The organism is Streptomyces sp. NPDC052012 (assembly GCF_040689265.1).
Taxonomy (GTDB): Bacteria; Actinomycetota; Actinomycetes; order Streptomycetales; family Streptomycetaceae; genus Streptomyces.
Genome location: NZ_JBFAXA010000001.1, coordinates 1 through 15,346, shown reverse-complemented (window position 1 = coordinate 15,346; position 15,346 = coordinate 1). Strand labels below are relative to the sequence as shown.

Below are 15,346 nucleotides of genomic sequence, written 5' to 3'. Positions count from 1 at the left end.
CGAGGGCTTTGCCCCGGTGAGGGCGTCCCGGGCCCGCCGCCCGCCCGGCCCCCGCTCCGGCGCGAACGGCCTCGTCCTCAGACGCCGGGCGGGCTGTCCGGTGCCTTCAGGGTCTCGATCAGCGCATGCAGTCTCCGCGACGCCGCCAGGTCCTCCAGAGTCACCGGCCGGCCCTTCGCGTCGGCGATCGGCAGGCGCCAGTTGGGGTACTGGTCCCAGGTGCCGGGGAGGTTCTGGGGGCGGCGGTCGCCGACGGTGTCGGGGAGCCAGACGCCGATCAGGCGGGCGGGGGTGTGCAGCAGGTAGCGGTGGACGGCCTGGATCTCGGCCTCCTCCGAGGAGGCGTCGGCGCCGCCGCCGGAGCCCTGCAGCATGCCGAGCCGGGACAGCAGGTCCAGCCACTCCGCGGTGTCGGCGGCGGCCTCCGCGCGCTCCTCGGCGAGCGGGCGGGTGAGCAGGCCGAGGCGGTCGCGCAGGTCGACGTGCTCGCCGGTGAGGCGCGCGGCGGTGGGCGGCAGGTCGTGGGTGGTGGCGGTGGCCAGGCAGTCGGCGCGCCAGCTGTCCGGCGGCAGGGGCCGGCGATCGCCCTCCCAGTCCCGCTCGAACCACAGCACCGAGGTGCCGTAGACCCCGCGCTCGCGCAGCGCCTCCCGCACACCGGGCTCGACCGTGCCGAGGTCCTCGCCGATCACCATGGCACCGGCGCGGGAGGCCTCCAGGACGAGGACGGCGAGCATGGCCTCGGCGTCGTAGCGGACGTAGGTGCCCTCGGTGGGCGGGTGGCCGTGGGGCACCCACCAGAGGCGGAACAGGCCCATGACGTGGTCGATGCGCAGGGCACCGGCGTACCGGAAGAGGGCCTTCAGCAAGGCGCGGAAGGGGGCGTAGCCGGACTCGGCGAGCCGGTCGGGGCGCCACGGCGGAAGGCCCCAGTCCTGGCCGCGGGCGTTGAAGGCGTCCGGGGGCGCGCCGATGGACATGCCGGCGGCGAAGTGCTCCTGCTGCGCCCAGGCGTCGGCGCCGCCGGGGTGCACGCCGACGGCGAGGTCGTGCACGATCCCGAGCGGCATCCCGGCCTCGCGGGCGGTGCGCTGGGACGCGGTGAGCTGGGTGTCGGTGAGCCAGGCCAGACGGCAGTGGAAGTCGACGCGGTCCATCAGCTCGCCGCGAGCGCGTGCGGTCTCCGGCGAGCGCGGGTCGCGCAGGGCGGCGGGCCAGCGGTGCCAGTCGGAGCCGTGCACCTCGGCGAGCGCGCACCAGGTCGCGTGGTCCTCCAGGGCGGGGCCCTGCTCGGCGAGGAAGTCGCAGTAGGCGGCGCGCCGGCCGGGCCCGAGCGGCACCTCGCGCACCAGTTCCAGCGCCTCCCGCTTGAGCTCCCACACGGCGTCCCGGTCGATCAGCGCGCCCTGCTCCAGCACCGAGGCGCGCAGCCGCTCGGCCCGCCGGAGCAGGGACCGCACGCGGTCGTGGTCGGTGACGTGGGCGAACTCCGGGACGTCCTCGATCCGCAGATGGACGGGGTCGGGGAAGCGGCGGGAGGAGGGCCGGTACGGGGAGGGATCGGTCGGCGGGCCGGGCACGGCCGCGTGCAGCGGGTTGACCTGGAGGAATCCGGCGCCCAGGGTGCGTCCGGCCCAGGCGGCCAGCTCGCCGAGGTCGCCGAGGTCGCCCATGCCCCAGGAGTGGTGCGACAGCAGCGAGTAGAGCTGGACGAGCAGGCCGTACGAGCGCCCGGCGGGCGTGGGCAGCCGGGGCGGGGCGACGATCAGGTGGGCGCGGGCGGTACGGCCGTCGGGAGCGGTGGCGGTCACCTCGTGCACACCGGGCGGGAGCTGCTCGGCGGAGGAGCGCGTCTCGCCCTGTTCGGTGCGGATGGCCAGCCGGGTGCCCGTGGGGAGGGCGGCGAACGCGGCCGGGGTGGCGGTGCCCCAGCCGACCACGGTGGGCGGCAGCAGCCGTTGCTCCAGCTCCCGCTCGCGGGCGGCGAGCGCCGTGCGTACGGCCTCGGGGGTGCCGGCGTCCACGCCGAGGGCGGCCAGGGTGAGGGTGACGGCGGTGGCCGAGGCCTCGACCGTACGGTCCGGGGAGGGGCTGTAGGAGGTGGCGACGCCGTGCAGGGCGGCGAGCCGGGACAGGTCCTCGGAACAGGGCTCGGCCGGCGCGGTCACCTAGGGCTCCGGGCGGTACTGGGCCGGGAAGGCGTCGAGTCCGGAGGGGTCCGTGTCCGTGCCGTAGTCCACGAAACCGTCGGACTCGCTGGTCAGCGGGGCGGCGTCGGCGAGCGGTGGCTCGCTGGTGAGGGGTTCGGCGTCGGGCAGCGGGGGTTCGCTGGTGAGGGGGACCTCGGTGCAGGGGCCTTCCGCGCTGAACACGCAGGCGTACAGATCCTCGGGTGCGGCGGAGGACGGCTCCGCCCAGGGTTTGGACAGGGCCGGGGACGGGACGTATGCGGGTGCAGCCACGGGTGGCCTCCTCGTCGGGCACGGCTGTGCGGGTCGTCTGGCAGGTCGGGCGGGTTATGTCGCAGCCCTACCCAGCGGGCGCGAGGCCAGACGCACAAACACGCACAACGTGCTCCTGCTCACATTCTCTTCCCGCTCCCTCCTCCCACATTCGGTCACATCGGGCACAGCGGCCACTCTCGTTGACACGTTCACCGCAAGGGTGGGTGGGCTCGACAGCCCTGTCGAGCGACCGGAGGAGCCTGTGCAGCAACGGCGCGGGAAGAAGGGCGGCGGGCCTCGTCCGCTGGCGGCAACGCCGCGTCCTCGGTGCTCGGGGCCGAGGAGTCGGCGTATCTGCGCCCGCTGATCGAGGCCCTGTGGGGGGACTCCGGCCGGGTCGTACGCGATCCGGCTCGGCTTCGGCGGGGTGCGGCGCCCGCCGACCGTGCACGCCGTTCCCCGTACGGGGGGCCCGGACCTCGCGCGCACCGGCCGGGTGCTCCTCGGCGGACGAGACACCCGACTTCCCGGCGTCGGCGGCGAACGACGGCGACCCGGGGACGCGCTGGTCGTCCCCGGCCGACGACGACGCCTGGTGGCGGGTCGACCTGCGGCGGCCGGTGCGGCTGGGCCGCCTCACGCTGCACTGGCGGGACGCGTACCCGAGTGCGTACCGCGTCGAGGTCTCGGAGGAGGGCCGCGGCTGGCGCACGGCGGTCCGTGTGCGGGACGGCCGCGGCGGCCGGGAGACGCTGCGGGTACTCGCTGTGGGCGGTGGAGGCCTAGGCGGTCGCCGACTGATCCCCTCCCCGCCGCACCGCGGGCTGCAAGAATCTCCCCGCCCACTATTCACTCAGTACATGTACGCAGTACATAATGATCGCCATGAGCACCCGCCACATCCTGCTGGGCCTGCTCGCCTCGGGGCCGAGCCATGGCTACGACCTGAAGCGACGCCACGACGAACGCTTCCCGCAGGCCCGCCCGCTGGCCTACGGGCAGGTCTACACGACCCTCCAGCGACTGGTCCGGGACGGTCTCGCCGAGATCGAGGGCACCGACGCGGACGGCGGCCCGGAGCGGACGACGTACCGCTCGACGGAGGCGGGGTCGCGTGAACTGTCCCGCTGGGCCGGGGAGATCGCCCCGCCCGCCCCCTTCGTGACCAACGAGATCTTCGCCAAGGTCGTGCTGTCCATCCTGTCCGGCGGCGACCCGGCCGCCTACCTGCGCGCCCAGCGTGCCGCGCACATGGCGCGGATGCGTGAGCTCACCGCGGTGAAGTCGGCCAAGGGAGCGGACCTGGCGACCGTGCTCTCGGCGGACTACGCCCTCAACCACCTCGACGCCGACCTCCGCTGGATGACGACCACGGCGGCCCGGCTCACCACCCTGACCGCGGAGGTCGACGCAGCATGAACAACCCAGTGCCGCTCCTGGCGGCCCGTGACCTCGTCAAGGCGCACGGCAGGACCGAGGCCCTGCGCGGCGCCTCGATCGAGCTGCGCGCCGGCGAGATCCTCGCCGTCACCGGCCCGAGCGGCAGCGGGAAGTCGACGCTGCTGCACTGCCTGGCGGGGATCGTCCGCCCGGACGCCGGTTCGGTGACGTACGGCGGGGAGCGGCTCGACCGGCTCCCCGAGAAGCGGCTGAGCGAGCTGCGCCGGACCGAGTTCGGCGTCGTCTTCCAGTTCGGTCAGCTGATCCCGGAACTGACGGCGCTCGACAACGTGGCGCTGCCGCTGATGCTGGCGGGCACCGGCCGCGCGGCGGCCCGTTCGGCGGCCGGTGAGTGGCTGGAGCGGTTCGGGGTGCGCGGGCAGGAGGAGCTGCGGCCCGGCGAGATGAGCGGTGGTCAGGCGCAGCGGGCCGCCCTGGCGCGGGCGTTGGTCACCGGCCCGAAGGTGGTGTTCGCGGACGAGCCGACGGGCGCGCTGGACTCGCTCGCCGGTGAGCAGGTGATGACGGCTCTGGTGCACACGGCCCGCGAGGCAGGCACGGCGGTGCTGCTGATCACGCACGACGCCCAGGTGGCCGCGTACGCGGACCGCGAGGTGCAGCTGCGGGACGGCGCCGTGGCCCCGCTGGAGGTGACCGCGTGAGCTCACTGGGTTCCGATCTGCGTCTGGCCTGGCAGCTCACCCGCGGTTCCGACCGGCGCGAGTGGTGGCGGATCACCCTCACCGCCACGGGGGCGGCCCTGGCGACGGGCTTCGCGCTGGCGGCGGGGGTCCTGGCCTCGCTGCGCGGCGACTCCTTCCGCGTGTCCCTCGCCGAGGGCCTGCTCGACGAACCCGGCACGCGCTCGGGAGTGATCCTCGCCCTGCTGCTCCTGCTGGTCCCGGTTCTCGGGTTCCTCGGGCAGTGCGCCCGCGTCGGGGCGGTGCACCGGGACCGGCGGCTGGCCGGGCTGCGGCTGGCGGGGGCGTCACCGTGGCAGGTGCGGCGGATCGCCGCGCTGGAGACGGGGCTGGCCTGTCTGCTGGGCTCGGCGGTCGCGACCGTCTTCTCGGTGCTGACGCTGCTGCGGCTGTGGGAGCGGCCGACGGCGCTCACCTGGGCCGTGATGGCGCTGGTCGCCGTGGGCGTGCCGGTGCTGGGCTCGGCGGCCGGCGCGCTGGCGCTGCGCCGGGTGGTGGCCTCACCGCTCGGCTGGGTGCGGCGCGCGGGGGCCCGGCCGGGGCGGAACGCGGGCCTGTTGTTCCTGGTGGGGCTGCTGCTGACGGCCGGGCTGGCGCTGCTGGCGGCGACCTCCCTGTCCGGCCCCCGGTCCCGCCCGGCGGGATGGCACACGCCCCTGACGGTGTTCGCCGCGCTGCTCGCGGTCGGCGCGGGCGCGGTGTGGCTGGCCGGGGCGACGTCCCGGATCACCGGGAGGGTGCTGGCGGGCCGGGCCCGCTCGGCGGCGACCCTGATCGCGGCGCAGCGGCTGCGCGACGACCCGTGGGCGGCGGCCCGTACGCACGCGGCGGTGCTGCTGGTGACGGTGGTGGGCTCCGGGTTCATGGGCATCCGGCACGTCTTCCTGGACGTACTGAACTCGGACAAGCACCTGGCCGAGGACACCTCGTACTACACGACCGGCCTCGACCTGACGGCCGCGGCCATCGCGGTCGGGCTCGCCATCGCGCTGTCGGGCCTGGCCGTCGGCACCGCCGAGTCGCTGGCCACCCGGCGCCGGGGGCTCGCCGCGCAGACGGCCGCCGGGGTGCCGCGCACGGTGCTGGGCCGGGCGCTGCTGCTGGAGACGGCGCTGCCGCTGGCTCCCGCGATGCTGCTGGCGGGCATCGGCGGCGCGGTGATCGGCTTCGGCTACGCGGCCCTGTCCGACGACGGCGGCGGCATGCCGACGCCCTGGGCGGTGCTCCTCGTCCCGGTGCTGGTCTACGCGGCCTGCCTCCTGGCCGCCGCCACGGCCCTGCCCCTGCTGCGCCGCTCGGTGCACCCCGCCGAGCTGCGCTACGCCTGAGCACGGCCGGCCCCGGGGGAACGGGGGTTCCCCGGGGCCTGTCGGGACCGGTCGCCGCTGGGCCGGGACACACGAAGGCCCGGATCGTCGTCAGGCGGAGATGCCGTCGATCCGGGCCAGGGCGTCGTCCGCGCCGTACGGCTGCAGGTACGGCAGCCAGCGCGGGTCCCTATGGCCCGTGCCGATGATGCGCCAGGCCAGACCGGTGGGCGGAGCCGGTTTGTGGCGCAGCCGCCAGCCCAGCTCGAAGAGGTGACGGTCGGCCTTCACGTGGTTGCAGCGGCGGCAGGAGGCCACCACGTTGTCCCAGACGTGCTTGCCCCCGCGGCTGCGCGGGATGACGTGGTCGACGCTGGTTGCGACGCCACCGCAGTACATGCACCGGCCCCCGTCACGGGCGAACAGCGCCCGCCGTGTCAGAGGAACGGGCCCCCGGTAGGGAACCCGCACGAAACGCTTGAGCCGGACCACGCTGGGTGCGGGGACGGTGACGGTTGCGCTGTGCAGATAGGCGCCGGACTCCTCGAGGCATACGGCCTTGTTCTCGAGGACGAGGACGAGCGCGCGGCGGAGCGGTACGACGCCGAGTGGCTCGTACGACGCGTTGAGGACCAGGACATGCGGCACGGATGCCTCCTTGTACGCCGGCGGCGCGTGGCTCGCGCCGGGACGATTTCGTAGTCAGTCTCCCCTCATGCCTGGTGGAAGCGCCACCATGTCCCGGTAACGGGCTGGGAGTGTTTTCGACCACACAGGAATGTCATCCCCCGGATCATGGCCTGTTCAAGCGCAGGTGAGGGCCGTCTCTTCTTCACGGCAGGGGCGGGTTCCTTCACAATGCCCCGTTAGTGTGTGGTTCTGCCCGTACCGGTGACCCTTTCGTGACCCGGCTGATCTTGCCGAACTGATGTGACCGTGACCGCCGCACCGGGGGCAGAGTCGTGCTCCTGGAGGTACCTGCCGTGTCCTTGCCCGTAGCGGACGCCGTCCTGACGGCCGCGAGCCCCTCGCCGACGCCCTCGGAGTCCGAGTCACCGAAGGTGCCCTCGCTCCGGGACGCCCAGGAGAGCGCCACCAACGCCGCGGGCTGGGTGGAGCAGAACTGGTCGACGTGGCTGGCGATCGGGCTCCGGGTGCTGCTGATCGTGGTGATCGCCGCGGTGCTGCGCGTGGTGGTGCGCCGGGCGATCACCAAGCTGATCGACCGGATGTCCCGGACCGGCGACGCGGTGGACGGCACCGCGCTCGGCGGCCTGCTGGTCAACGCCGAGCGGCGCCGTCAGCGTTCGCAGGCGATCGGTTCGGTGCTGCGCTCGGTCGCGTCCTTCCTGATCCTCGGCACGGCCGCGCTGATGGTCCTCGGCACCTTCCAGATCAACCTCGCCCCGCTGCTGGCCTCGGCCGGTGTCGCCGGTGTGGCCATCGGTTTCGGCGCGCGCAACCTGGTGACGGACTTCCTGTCCGGCGTGTTCATGATCCTGGAGGACCAGTACGGCGTCGGCGACACGATCGACGCGGGCGTGGCCTCCGGTGAGGTCATCGAGGTCGGGCTGCGGGTGACCAAGCTGCGCGGTGACAACGGCGAGATCTGGTACGTCCGCAACGGCGAGGTCAAGCGGATAGGCAACCTGTCGCAGGGCTGGGCGACGGCCAACGTGGACGTCACGGTCCGCTCCGACGAGGACCTGGAGCGGGTCAAGGCCACGCTCGACGAGGTCGCGGAGAAGATGGGCAAGGAGGAGCCCTGGAACGAGCTCCTGTGGAGCCCGGTCGAGGTCCTCGGCCTGGACTCGGTGCTGCTGGACTCGATGGTCGTCCGCGTCTCGGCGAAGACGATGCCGGGCAAGTCGCTGACGGTGGAGCGCGAGCTGCGCTGGCGCATCAAGCGGGCCTTCGACGCGGCCGGCATCCGGATCGTCGGTGGCGCCACCACCCCGGAGGACCCGGAGCCGGGCGCCGACCCGACGGCGGCCGTCGCGCCCCCGTCGGCCTACGCCAGCTCGGTCTCCCCGCAGTCGGTCGCCGCGTCCCCGCTGACGCCGCCGAGCACGACGAAGTAGCGCACCGCTCAGGGCGGCACCCGGAACACTCCGGGTGCCGCCCTTTTCGCATCCCTCTTGACGCCCGCTCCGCCCCGGCCTTACGTTCCTGGGCAAGCGAATAGGAAACTTTCCTAACAGTGATCGGTCGCCAGCGCGCGGCCCGACGTCGGAGCAGCCGACGCCCGGACGTCCTCCGCCCCCGGATGGACGCCCCGCGCCGGCCGCTGAGAAGCTGGGCAGTCGAAGAAGGGCAGGTGTCGCACCCGATGGCAGGAACCGCCGGCACGCCGGGCACCCCGCGCGTCCTGCGCGCCATGAACGACCGCGCGGCCCTGGACCTGCTGCTGGAGCACGGCCCGCTCTCGCGCACCCGGATCGGCAAGCTCACCGGCCTGTCCAAGCCGACCGCCTCCCAGCTGCTGGCCCGCCTGGAAGCGGCCGGACTGGTGCTCGCCACCGGCACCACCGAGGGCCGGCCCGGCCCGGGCGCCCAGCTGTACGAGGTCAACCCGGCCGCCGCGTACGCCGCCGGGCTGGACGTCACCCCGGAGCGGATCCTGGCCGCCGTCGCCGACATCACCGGCCGCACGGTCGGCCGGTACGAGCTGCCCACCCCGGGCCGCCGCCCCACCGCCCCGGTCGTCCAGCAGGTCACCGACGCCCTGGACGGCGCGGTGAAGGCGGCGGGACTGGCCCGCGCCGACGTCCACCGCCTGGTCATCGGCACCCCGGGCGCCTTCGACCCGAACACCGGCCGCCTGCGCTACGCCTCCCACCTGCCCGGCTGGCACTCCCCCACGCTGCTCGACGAACTCGCCGCCGCGCTGCCGATGCCGTTCGAGTACGAGAACGACGTCAATCTGGTCGCCCTGGCCGAACAGCGCCTGGGCGCGGCCCGCGGCCACGCGGACTTCGTCCTGCTGTGGAACCAGGAGGGCCTGGGTGCCGCCCTGGTCCTCGGCGGGCGGCTGCACCGCGGCTTCACCGGCGGCGCGGGCGAGGTCGGCTTCCTGCCGGTGCCGGGCACGCCCCTGGTCCGCCAGGTCACCAAGGCCAACAGCGGCGGCTACCAGGAGCTGGCCGGCTCCCAGGCGGTCCCGAAGCTGGCCCGCGAGCTGGGCATCACCGGCATCCCGCAGGGCCACTACACCCACGTGGCCGCCACCCTCCTCGAACGCGCCGCGGCGGCCCCGGAGGACGACGAGCGCCACCGCGCACTCCTCACGGCCTACGCGACCCGCCTGGCGACCGGTCTCGCCTCCCTCGTCTCCGTCCTCGATCCCGAACTCGTCGTCCTGAGCGGCACCGGCCTCACCTCCGGCGGCGAGGCGCTGCGCGCCCTCGTCCAGGCCGAGCTGGAGGAGCTGGCCGCCTCCCGCCCACGGCTGGTGCTGGGTGACGTCCGTGAGCACCCCGTGGTGCGCGGCGCCCTGGAGAGCGCCCTCGCCACCACACGCGACGAGGTCTTCGACACCTCCCGCTGACCCCCGTACCACCTCCCACTGACCCCGCACCGCCCCTTCCCCGCCACCGCCCTGCCCAGTTCCCCGTCACCGCCCTGCCCTACGGAGCTCCGCCATGCCCGGAACATCCAGAAACGCGGCACTCACGCTGGCCACGGCCGTCTCCCTCACGCTCCTCGCCACCGCCTGCACCGGCCAGTCCGGCAGCGGAGCGACCGACGACCCGAACGCCGAGACGACGATCACCTTCTGGCACGGCTGGAGCGCCCCCGCCGAGGTGAAGGCGGTCCAGGAGAACGTCGACCGCTTCGAGAAGGCCCACCCCAACATCAAGGTGAAGGTCGTCGGCAACATCAACGACGACAAGCTCAACCAGGCGCTGCGCGCGGGCGGTTCGAAGGGCCCGGACGTGGTCTCCTCCTTCACCACGTCCAACATCGGCAAGTTCTGCTCCTCGGGCGCCTTCCTCGACCTCGAGCCCTTCATAGAGAAGTCGGAGCTCGACCTCGACAAGATCATCCCGAAGCCGATGCTGGAGTACACCCAGTTCGAGGGCACCCGCTGCGCCCTGCCCCTCCTCGGCGACGCCTACGGCCTCTACTACAACAAGGACGCCTTCGAGAAGGCCGGCATCGAGCAACCCCCCAAGACCTGGTCGGAGTTCGCGGAGGTCGCCAGGAAGCTGACCGAGCCCGAGGGGAACAGCTACGAGCAGCTCGGCTTCATGCCGAACTACCACGGCTACGAGACGACCACCGAGCACTACATGGCCCAGTGGGACCACAGCTACTTCGACGACGAGGGCAAGTCCGCCGTCGCCGAGGACCCGGCCTTCGCCGAGATGCTCACCTTCCAGAAGAAGCTGGTCGACGACCTCGGCGGCTACGCGAAGCTGGAGAAGTACCGCACCGCCTTCGGCGACGAGTGGGGCGCCAAGCACCCCTTCCACACCGGCCAGGTGGCGATGCAGCTCGACGGCGAGTGGCGCCTCGGCATGGCGAAGGACGCCGGTGTCGGCTTCGAGATCGGCACCGCCCCGCTGCCCGTCGCCGACGACGAGGCGGACGAGTACGGCAAGGGATTCCTGTCCGGCACGATCATGGGCATCGCCCCTCGGAGCAAGAAGCAGAACGCCGCCTGGGAGCTGGTGAAGTACATGACGACCGACACCGAGGCGGTCGTCGCCTTCTCCAACGCCATCCGCAACGTCCCGTCCACCTACGCCGCCCTGAAGTCCCCCGACCTGAAGACGGACCCGGCCTTCGAGACCTTCCTGGACATCGCCCAGCACCCGGAGTCGAACTCCCCGCCCGCCTCCGTCGACGGCGCCGGCTACATGCTGACCCTCCAGGACCTCGGCTACCGCTACGAGTCCGGCAAGGTGAAGAACCTCAAGGCCGCCCTGAAGCAGACCGCCGCGCAGATCGACCGCGACATCGAGCAGGCGAAGTAGCGGGCCATGACCAGCCACACGCTCCGCTCCAAGCACCGCGCCTCGGCGCTGCGCACGCTGGCGTTCCTCTCCCCCTGGCTGATCGGCTTCGGCGTCTTCTTCGCCTACCCGCTGATCTCCACGGCGTACTTCTCCCTGATGAAGTACGACGGCTTCGGCGTCCCGGAGTTCCGCGGCCTGGAGAACTGGACGTACGTCTTCCAGGACTACCCGCTGTTCTGGCCGGCCCTGCGCAACACCCTGTGGCTCGTCCTGGTCATGGTCACCCTGCGCGTGGTCTTCGGCCTGGGTGTCGGCCTGCTCATCACAAAGATCAAGACCGGGACGAACGTCTTCCGCACCCTGTTCTACCTGCCGTACCTGGCCCCACCGGTCGCCGCCACCCTGGCCTTCGTCTTCCTCCTCAACCCCGGCACGGGCCCGGTCAACTCCGTCCTCGAGGGCCTCGGACTCCCGGCCCCCGGCTGGTTCACGGACGCCGGCTGGTCCAAGCCCGCCCTCACCGCGCTCGCCCTGTGGGGCGTGGGCGACCTGATGGTCATCTTCATGGCCGCGCTGCTGGACGTCCCGAAGGAGCAGTACGAGGCCGCCGCGCTGGACGGCGCCTCCTCCTGGCAGCGCTTCCGCTACGTCACCCTCCCGTGCATCTCACCGATCGTGCTGTTCGCCGTCGTCACCGGTGTGATCCAGACGATGCAGTACTACACACAGCCGCTGGTCGCGGGAAAGGTCGCCTCCGGCGTCATCGGCGGCTCCGGCCAGTCCTTCGAGCCGGGCTACCCCGACAAGTCGACCCTCACCCTCCCCCAGCTCGTCTACAACCTCGGCTTCCAGCGCTTCGACTACGGCTCGGCGTGCGTGGTCGCGCTGGTCCTCTTCGCCCTCTCGATGGCGTTCACGGCCCTGCTGATGCGGCGCCGGGGCGGCCTGATCCAGGCAGGTGACCGATGACCCAGCTGCTGGAACGGCCCTCACCCACCGTGACGCGCCCCGCGTCCCACCGCCCGGCCCGCCGCCGCGCCCTCCTGGAGTGGATCGCGGTGCACGCCCTCGGCGTGGCCGCGGCCCTCTTCTTCACCCTGCCGTTCGTGTTCGTGGCCCTCACCTCGCTGATGAGCGACCAGCAGGCCCTCACCCGCGATCTGATCCCCGACACCTGGGAATGGGAGAACTACCGCAAGGTCCTGTCCACCGCCGGCTTCCTCACCTGGTGGAGGAACACCCTGCTCTACGCGTTCCTCGGCACCGCGCTCACCGTGCTGTCGTCGATCCCCGTGGCCTACGCGCTCGCCAAGTTCCGCTTCCGGGGCCGCGGTCTCACCCTCATGCTGGTGATCTCGATGATGATGCTCCCGCCCCAGGTGGTCATCATCCCGATGTACCTGTTCTGGGCGAAGCAGCTGGACCTGTCCGGCACCCTGTGGCCGCTGATCATCCCCATGGCGTTCGGCGACGCCTTCTCGATCTTCCTCCTGCGCCAGTTCCTCACCACGATCCCCGACGAGTACCTGGACGCGGCCCGGGTGGACGGCTGCGGCGAACTGCGCACGCTGGTGAAGGTCGTCCTCCCCATGGCCAGACCAGGAATCGCGGCCGTCGCCCTCTTCCAGTTCTTCTACGCCTGGAACGACTACTTCGGCCCGCAGATCTACGCCTCCGAGAACCCCGGCGCCTGGACCCTCTCCTACGGACTGGAGTCCTTCAAGGGCGCCCACCACACCGACTGGAACCTCACCATGGCCGCGACCGTGCTGGTCATGGCCCCCGTGATCCTCGTGTTCTTCTTCGCCCAGAAGGCGTTCGTCGAGGGTGTCACGCTCACCGGAGTAAAGGGATGACGATGAAACTCACCGTGGTCGGCGGCGGTTCGACCTACACCCCCGAACTCATCGACGGCTTCGCCCGGTTGCGGGACACGCTGCCGGTGGAGGAACTGGTCCTCGTCGATCCGGCGACGGACCGCCTGGAGCTGGTCGGCGGTCTGGCCCGCCGCATCTTCGCCACACAGGATCACGACGGCCGCATCGTCACGACCACCGACCTGGACGCAGCCGTGGACGGCGCGGACGCGGTCCTGCTCCAGCTCCGCGTCGGCGGCCAGGCGGCCCGCGAGCAGGACGAGACCTGGCCCCTGGAGTGCGGCTGCGTGGGGCAGGAGACCACCGGCGCCGGTGGTCTGGCCAAGGCGCTGCGCACCGTTCCCGTCGTCCTGGACATCGCCGACCGCGTCCGCCGTGCCGCCCCGAACGCCTGGATCATCGACTTCACCAACCCGGTCGGCATCGTCACCCGCGCGCTCCTGCAGGCCGGCCACAAGGCGATCGGCCTGTGCAACGTGGCCATCGGCCTCCAGCGCAAGTTCGCCGCGCTCCTGGACGTGAACCCCTCCGACGTCCACCTCGACCACGTGGGCCTCAACCACCTCACCTGGGAGACCGCCGTCCGCCTGAACGGCCCCGAGGGCGAGGACGTCCTCCCCCGGCTCCTCACCGACCACGGCGACACCATCGCCGCCGACCTCCGCCTCCCCCGCCCCCTCCTGGACCGCCTCGGCACGGTCCCGTCCTACTACCTGCGCTACTTCTACGCCCACGACGAGGTGGTGGAGGAACAGCGCACCAAGCCCTCCCGGGCGGCGGAAGTGGCCGCGATGGAACGCGAGTTGCTGACCCTGTACGCCGACCCGGCCCTGGCCGAGAAGCCGCCCCTCCTCGCCCGACGCGGCGGCGCCTACTACTCGGAGGCGGCCGTGGACCTGGCCGCCTCCCTCCTCGGCGGCCACGGCTCCCCCTACCAGGTGGTGAACACCCTCAACCGGGGCACGCTCCCCTTCCTCCCCGACGACGCGGTGATCGAGGTACCGGCCACCATCACCCCCAAGGGCGCCACCCCGCTCCCCGTCCCGTCGGTCGATCCCCTCTACGCGGGCCTGATGGCCGGCGTCACCACGTACGAACACCTGGCCCTGGACGCCGCGCTGCACGGAGGCCGCGACCGCGTCTTCCGGGCCCTGCTGGCCCACCCCCTGATCGGCCAGTACACGTACGCCGACCGCCTCACCGACCAGCTGATCGCCCACAACCGGGAGCACCTGGCGTGGGCGTGATCCTCGCCATCGACGCGGGCAACAGCAAGACCGACGTGGCCGTGGCGACCACCGACGGCGCCGTCCTCGCCACGGCCCGCGGAGAAGGCTTCCGCCCGCCCGCGGTCGGCACGGACCGAGCCATGAAGTCCCTCACCCGGACCGTCACCCGGGCCTTCACCAGGGCGGGCGTCACCGCGGTGGACCACGTCTCGGCCTGCCTGGCCAACGCGGACCTCCCCGTCGAGGAGGAGGAACTCACCACAGCCCTCACCGCACGCGCGTGGGGAGACACCGTCGAGGTCCGCAACGACACCTTCGCCGTCCTCCGCGCCGGTGTCACCGAACCCCGCGGAGTCGCCGTGGTCTGCGGCGCCGGCATCAACTGCGTGGGCATGCACGAAGGCCGCACGGCCCGCTTCCCCGCCCTGGGCCGCATCTCCGGCGACTGGGGCGGCGGCTGGCACCTGTCCGAGGAGGCCCTGTGGCACGCCGCCCGCTCCGACGACGGCCGCGGCGCCCCCACCGCCCTGGCCCACACCCTGCCGGCCCACTTCGGCCTCCCGGACATGCCGGCCCTCATCGAGGCCCTGCACCTGGAGCGGATCGCCCCCGCCCGCCGCCACGAACTGACCCCGGTCCTGTTCACCACGGCGGCCGACGGCGACCCGGTCGCGCGGGCGATCGTCGACCGTCAGGCCGACGAGATCGTCGCCCTGGTCACGGTGGCCCTGACCCGCCTGGACCTGCTGACCGAGGAGACGCCGGTCCTCCTGGGCGGCAGCGTCCTGGCCGCCCGGCACCCCCAACTGGACACCAGGATCCGCACCCTCCTCACCGACAAGGCCCCCAAGGCGGCCCCCCAGGTGGTCAGCCAAAGCCCGGTCCTGGGCGCGGCCCTACTGGCCCTGGACCACCTGAACGCCCCCCAAGAGGCCCAGACCCGCCTGCGCACACACTTCAACTGACCCCGCAAGAAAGGTGCGCTCCCGGGGGCAACTCACGCAGCCCGGCACCACCAGGGCACCGTCCGCGCCCACCCGTGCCGCCCCAGCGGCACGACTGCCCGCGGGATCGACGACACACCGGCCGCCCGCGGGATGAGGCACGACGGCTTGCCGGGATACGGAGTTGGGCCGGTGTGACGGGTTGCAGACGCGTGCAGCGGGCCACCCGCGACGGGGCGTAGGCGTGGCGCACTCGCACGCGGCGGGGCGGGGACGGGGCGGTGGTGTCCGCCCGCAGCGGCCGGCGCGTCAACACCCCCGCTTCTCGAGTCGACCGATTCCGCGCCGGACCGAGGACGGACACCACCGCCCCGGCCCCGCCCCACCCACCACCCGTAGGCGCTACGCGCACCCCCACCGAAGCCGCACTGGCGCCGCAGGCA

General features: G+C 72.8%; 13 protein-coding genes and 1 pseudogene. 11 read left to right on the top strand and 3 right to left on the bottom strand.

All coding sequences use genetic code 11. The annotated features are described in order from the left end of the window. Positions 1–77: 77 nt before the first annotated feature. Positions 78–2,168 (bottom strand): 4-alpha-glucanotransferase, encoded by a 2,091-nt coding sequence (gene malQ, locus AB0412_RS00070; RefSeq protein WP_366400148.1) that lies wholly within the window; start codon positions 2,166–2,168, stop codon positions 78–80. Continuing rightward, complete coding sequence (locus AB0412_RS00065; RefSeq protein WP_366400147.1) at positions 2,169–2,462, bottom strand: hypothetical protein; 294 nt, start codon at positions 2,460–2,462, stop codon at positions 2,169–2,171. It lies immediately after the preceding gene. A gap of 367 nt (positions 2,463–2,829) precedes the next feature. Here AB0412_RS00065 and AB0412_RS00060 point away from each other — a divergent pair. From AB0412_RS00060 to AB0412_RS00045, 4 genes and pseudogenes are all read left to right on the top strand, one after another. Then, a pseudogene (locus tag AB0412_RS00060) lies at positions 2,830–3,230 on the top strand (discoidin domain-containing protein); the annotation flags it as partial. Between the two features lie 99 nt (positions 3,231–3,329). After that, complete coding sequence (locus AB0412_RS00055) at positions 3,330–3,863, top strand: PadR family transcriptional regulator (RefSeq protein WP_366400146.1); 534 nt, start codon at positions 3,330–3,332, stop codon at positions 3,861–3,863. Next, positions 3,860–4,546 (top strand): ABC transporter ATP-binding protein, encoded by a 687-nt coding sequence (locus AB0412_RS00050; RefSeq protein WP_366400145.1) that lies wholly within the window; start codon positions 3,860–3,862, stop codon positions 4,544–4,546. The genes AB0412_RS00055 and AB0412_RS00050 overlap by 4 nt, the downstream gene beginning before the upstream one ends. Then, entirely contained in the window at positions 4,543–5,913 is a 1,371-nt protein-coding gene (locus tag AB0412_RS00045; protein WP_366400144.1) for an FtsX-like permease family protein, read from the top strand. Before AB0412_RS00050 ends, AB0412_RS00045 begins: the two co-directional genes overlap by 4 nt. A gap of 90 nt (positions 5,914–6,003) precedes the next feature. On the opposite strand, the gene AB0412_RS00040 is transcribed toward AB0412_RS00045, so the two are convergent. Beyond that, positions 6,004–6,540 carry an HNH endonuclease gene (locus AB0412_RS00040; RefSeq protein ID WP_081237222.1) on the bottom strand — a complete coding sequence of 179 codons (537 nt, stop codon included), beginning with the start codon at positions 6,538–6,540 and terminating at the stop codon, positions 6,004–6,006. A 335-nt stretch (positions 6,541–6,875) separates the two neighbouring features. Here AB0412_RS00040 and AB0412_RS00035 point away from each other — a divergent pair, with 335 nt between their 5' ends. The 7 genes from AB0412_RS00035 to AB0412_RS00005 all read left to right on the top strand — a co-directional run bounded on the left by AB0412_RS00035 (position 6,876) and on the right by AB0412_RS00005 (position 14,924). After that, positions 6,876–7,973, top strand: coding sequence for a mechanosensitive ion channel family protein (locus AB0412_RS00035; RefSeq protein WP_366400143.1), 1,098 nt, complete (start codon positions 6,876–6,878; stop codon positions 7,971–7,973). Between the two features lie 248 nt (positions 7,974–8,221). Continuing rightward, on the top strand, positions 8,222–9,439 hold the full coding sequence (locus AB0412_RS00030) for an ROK family transcriptional regulator (protein ID WP_366400142.1): 1,218 nt from the start codon (positions 8,222–8,224) through the stop codon (positions 9,437–9,439). 94 nt (positions 9,440–9,533) lie between these two features. Beyond that, positions 9,534–10,871 carry an ABC transporter substrate-binding protein gene (locus tag AB0412_RS00025; RefSeq protein ID WP_366400141.1) on the top strand — a complete coding sequence of 446 codons (1,338 nt, stop codon included), beginning with the start codon at positions 9,534–9,536 and terminating at the stop codon, positions 10,869–10,871. Positions 10,872–10,877: 6 nt separating this feature from the next. Further along, positions 10,878–11,822, top strand: coding sequence for a sugar ABC transporter permease (locus tag AB0412_RS00020; RefSeq protein WP_366400140.1), 945 nt, complete (start codon positions 10,878–10,880; stop codon positions 11,820–11,822). After that, complete coding sequence (locus tag AB0412_RS00015; protein WP_366400139.1) at positions 11,819–12,709, top strand: carbohydrate ABC transporter permease; 891 nt, start codon at positions 11,819–11,821, stop codon at positions 12,707–12,709. Before AB0412_RS00020 ends, AB0412_RS00015 begins: the two co-directional genes overlap by 4 nt. A gap of 2 nt (positions 12,710–12,711) precedes the next feature. After that, entirely contained in the window at positions 12,712–13,977 is a 1,266-nt protein-coding gene (locus AB0412_RS00010; RefSeq protein WP_366400784.1) for a 6-phospho-beta-glucosidase, read from the top strand. Beyond that, positions 13,968–14,924 carry a BadF/BadG/BcrA/BcrD ATPase family protein gene (locus tag AB0412_RS00005; RefSeq protein WP_366400138.1) on the top strand — a complete coding sequence of 319 codons (957 nt, stop codon included), beginning with the start codon at positions 13,968–13,970 and terminating at the stop codon, positions 14,922–14,924. The genes AB0412_RS00010 and AB0412_RS00005 overlap by 10 nt, the downstream gene beginning before the upstream one ends. Positions 14,925–15,346 lie beyond the last annotated feature (422 nt).

Coding starts and splice junctions, on each gene's coding strand:
- AB0412_RS00055 (WP_366400146.1), top strand. CDS start 3,330: ATGAGCACCCGCCACATCCTGCTGGGCCTGCTCGCCTCGGGGCCGAGC.
- AB0412_RS00050 (WP_366400145.1), top strand. CDS start 3,860: ATGAACAACCCAGTGCCGCTCCTGGCGGCCCGTGACCTCGTCAAGGCG.
- AB0412_RS00030 (WP_366400142.1), top strand. CDS start 8,222: ATGGCAGGAACCGCCGGCACGCCGGGCACCCCGCGCGTCCTGCGCGCC.
- AB0412_RS00025 (WP_366400141.1), top strand. CDS start 9,534: ATGCCCGGAACATCCAGAAACGCGGCACTCACGCTGGCCACGGCCGTC.
- AB0412_RS00020 (WP_366400140.1), top strand. CDS start 10,878: ATGACCAGCCACACGCTCCGCTCCAAGCACCGCGCCTCGGCGCTGCGC.
- AB0412_RS00015 (WP_366400139.1), top strand. CDS start 11,819: ATGACCCAGCTGCTGGAACGGCCCTCACCCACCGTGACGCGCCCCGCG.
- AB0412_RS00010 (WP_366400784.1), top strand. CDS start 12,712: ATGAAACTCACCGTGGTCGGCGGCGGTTCGACCTACACCCCCGAACTC.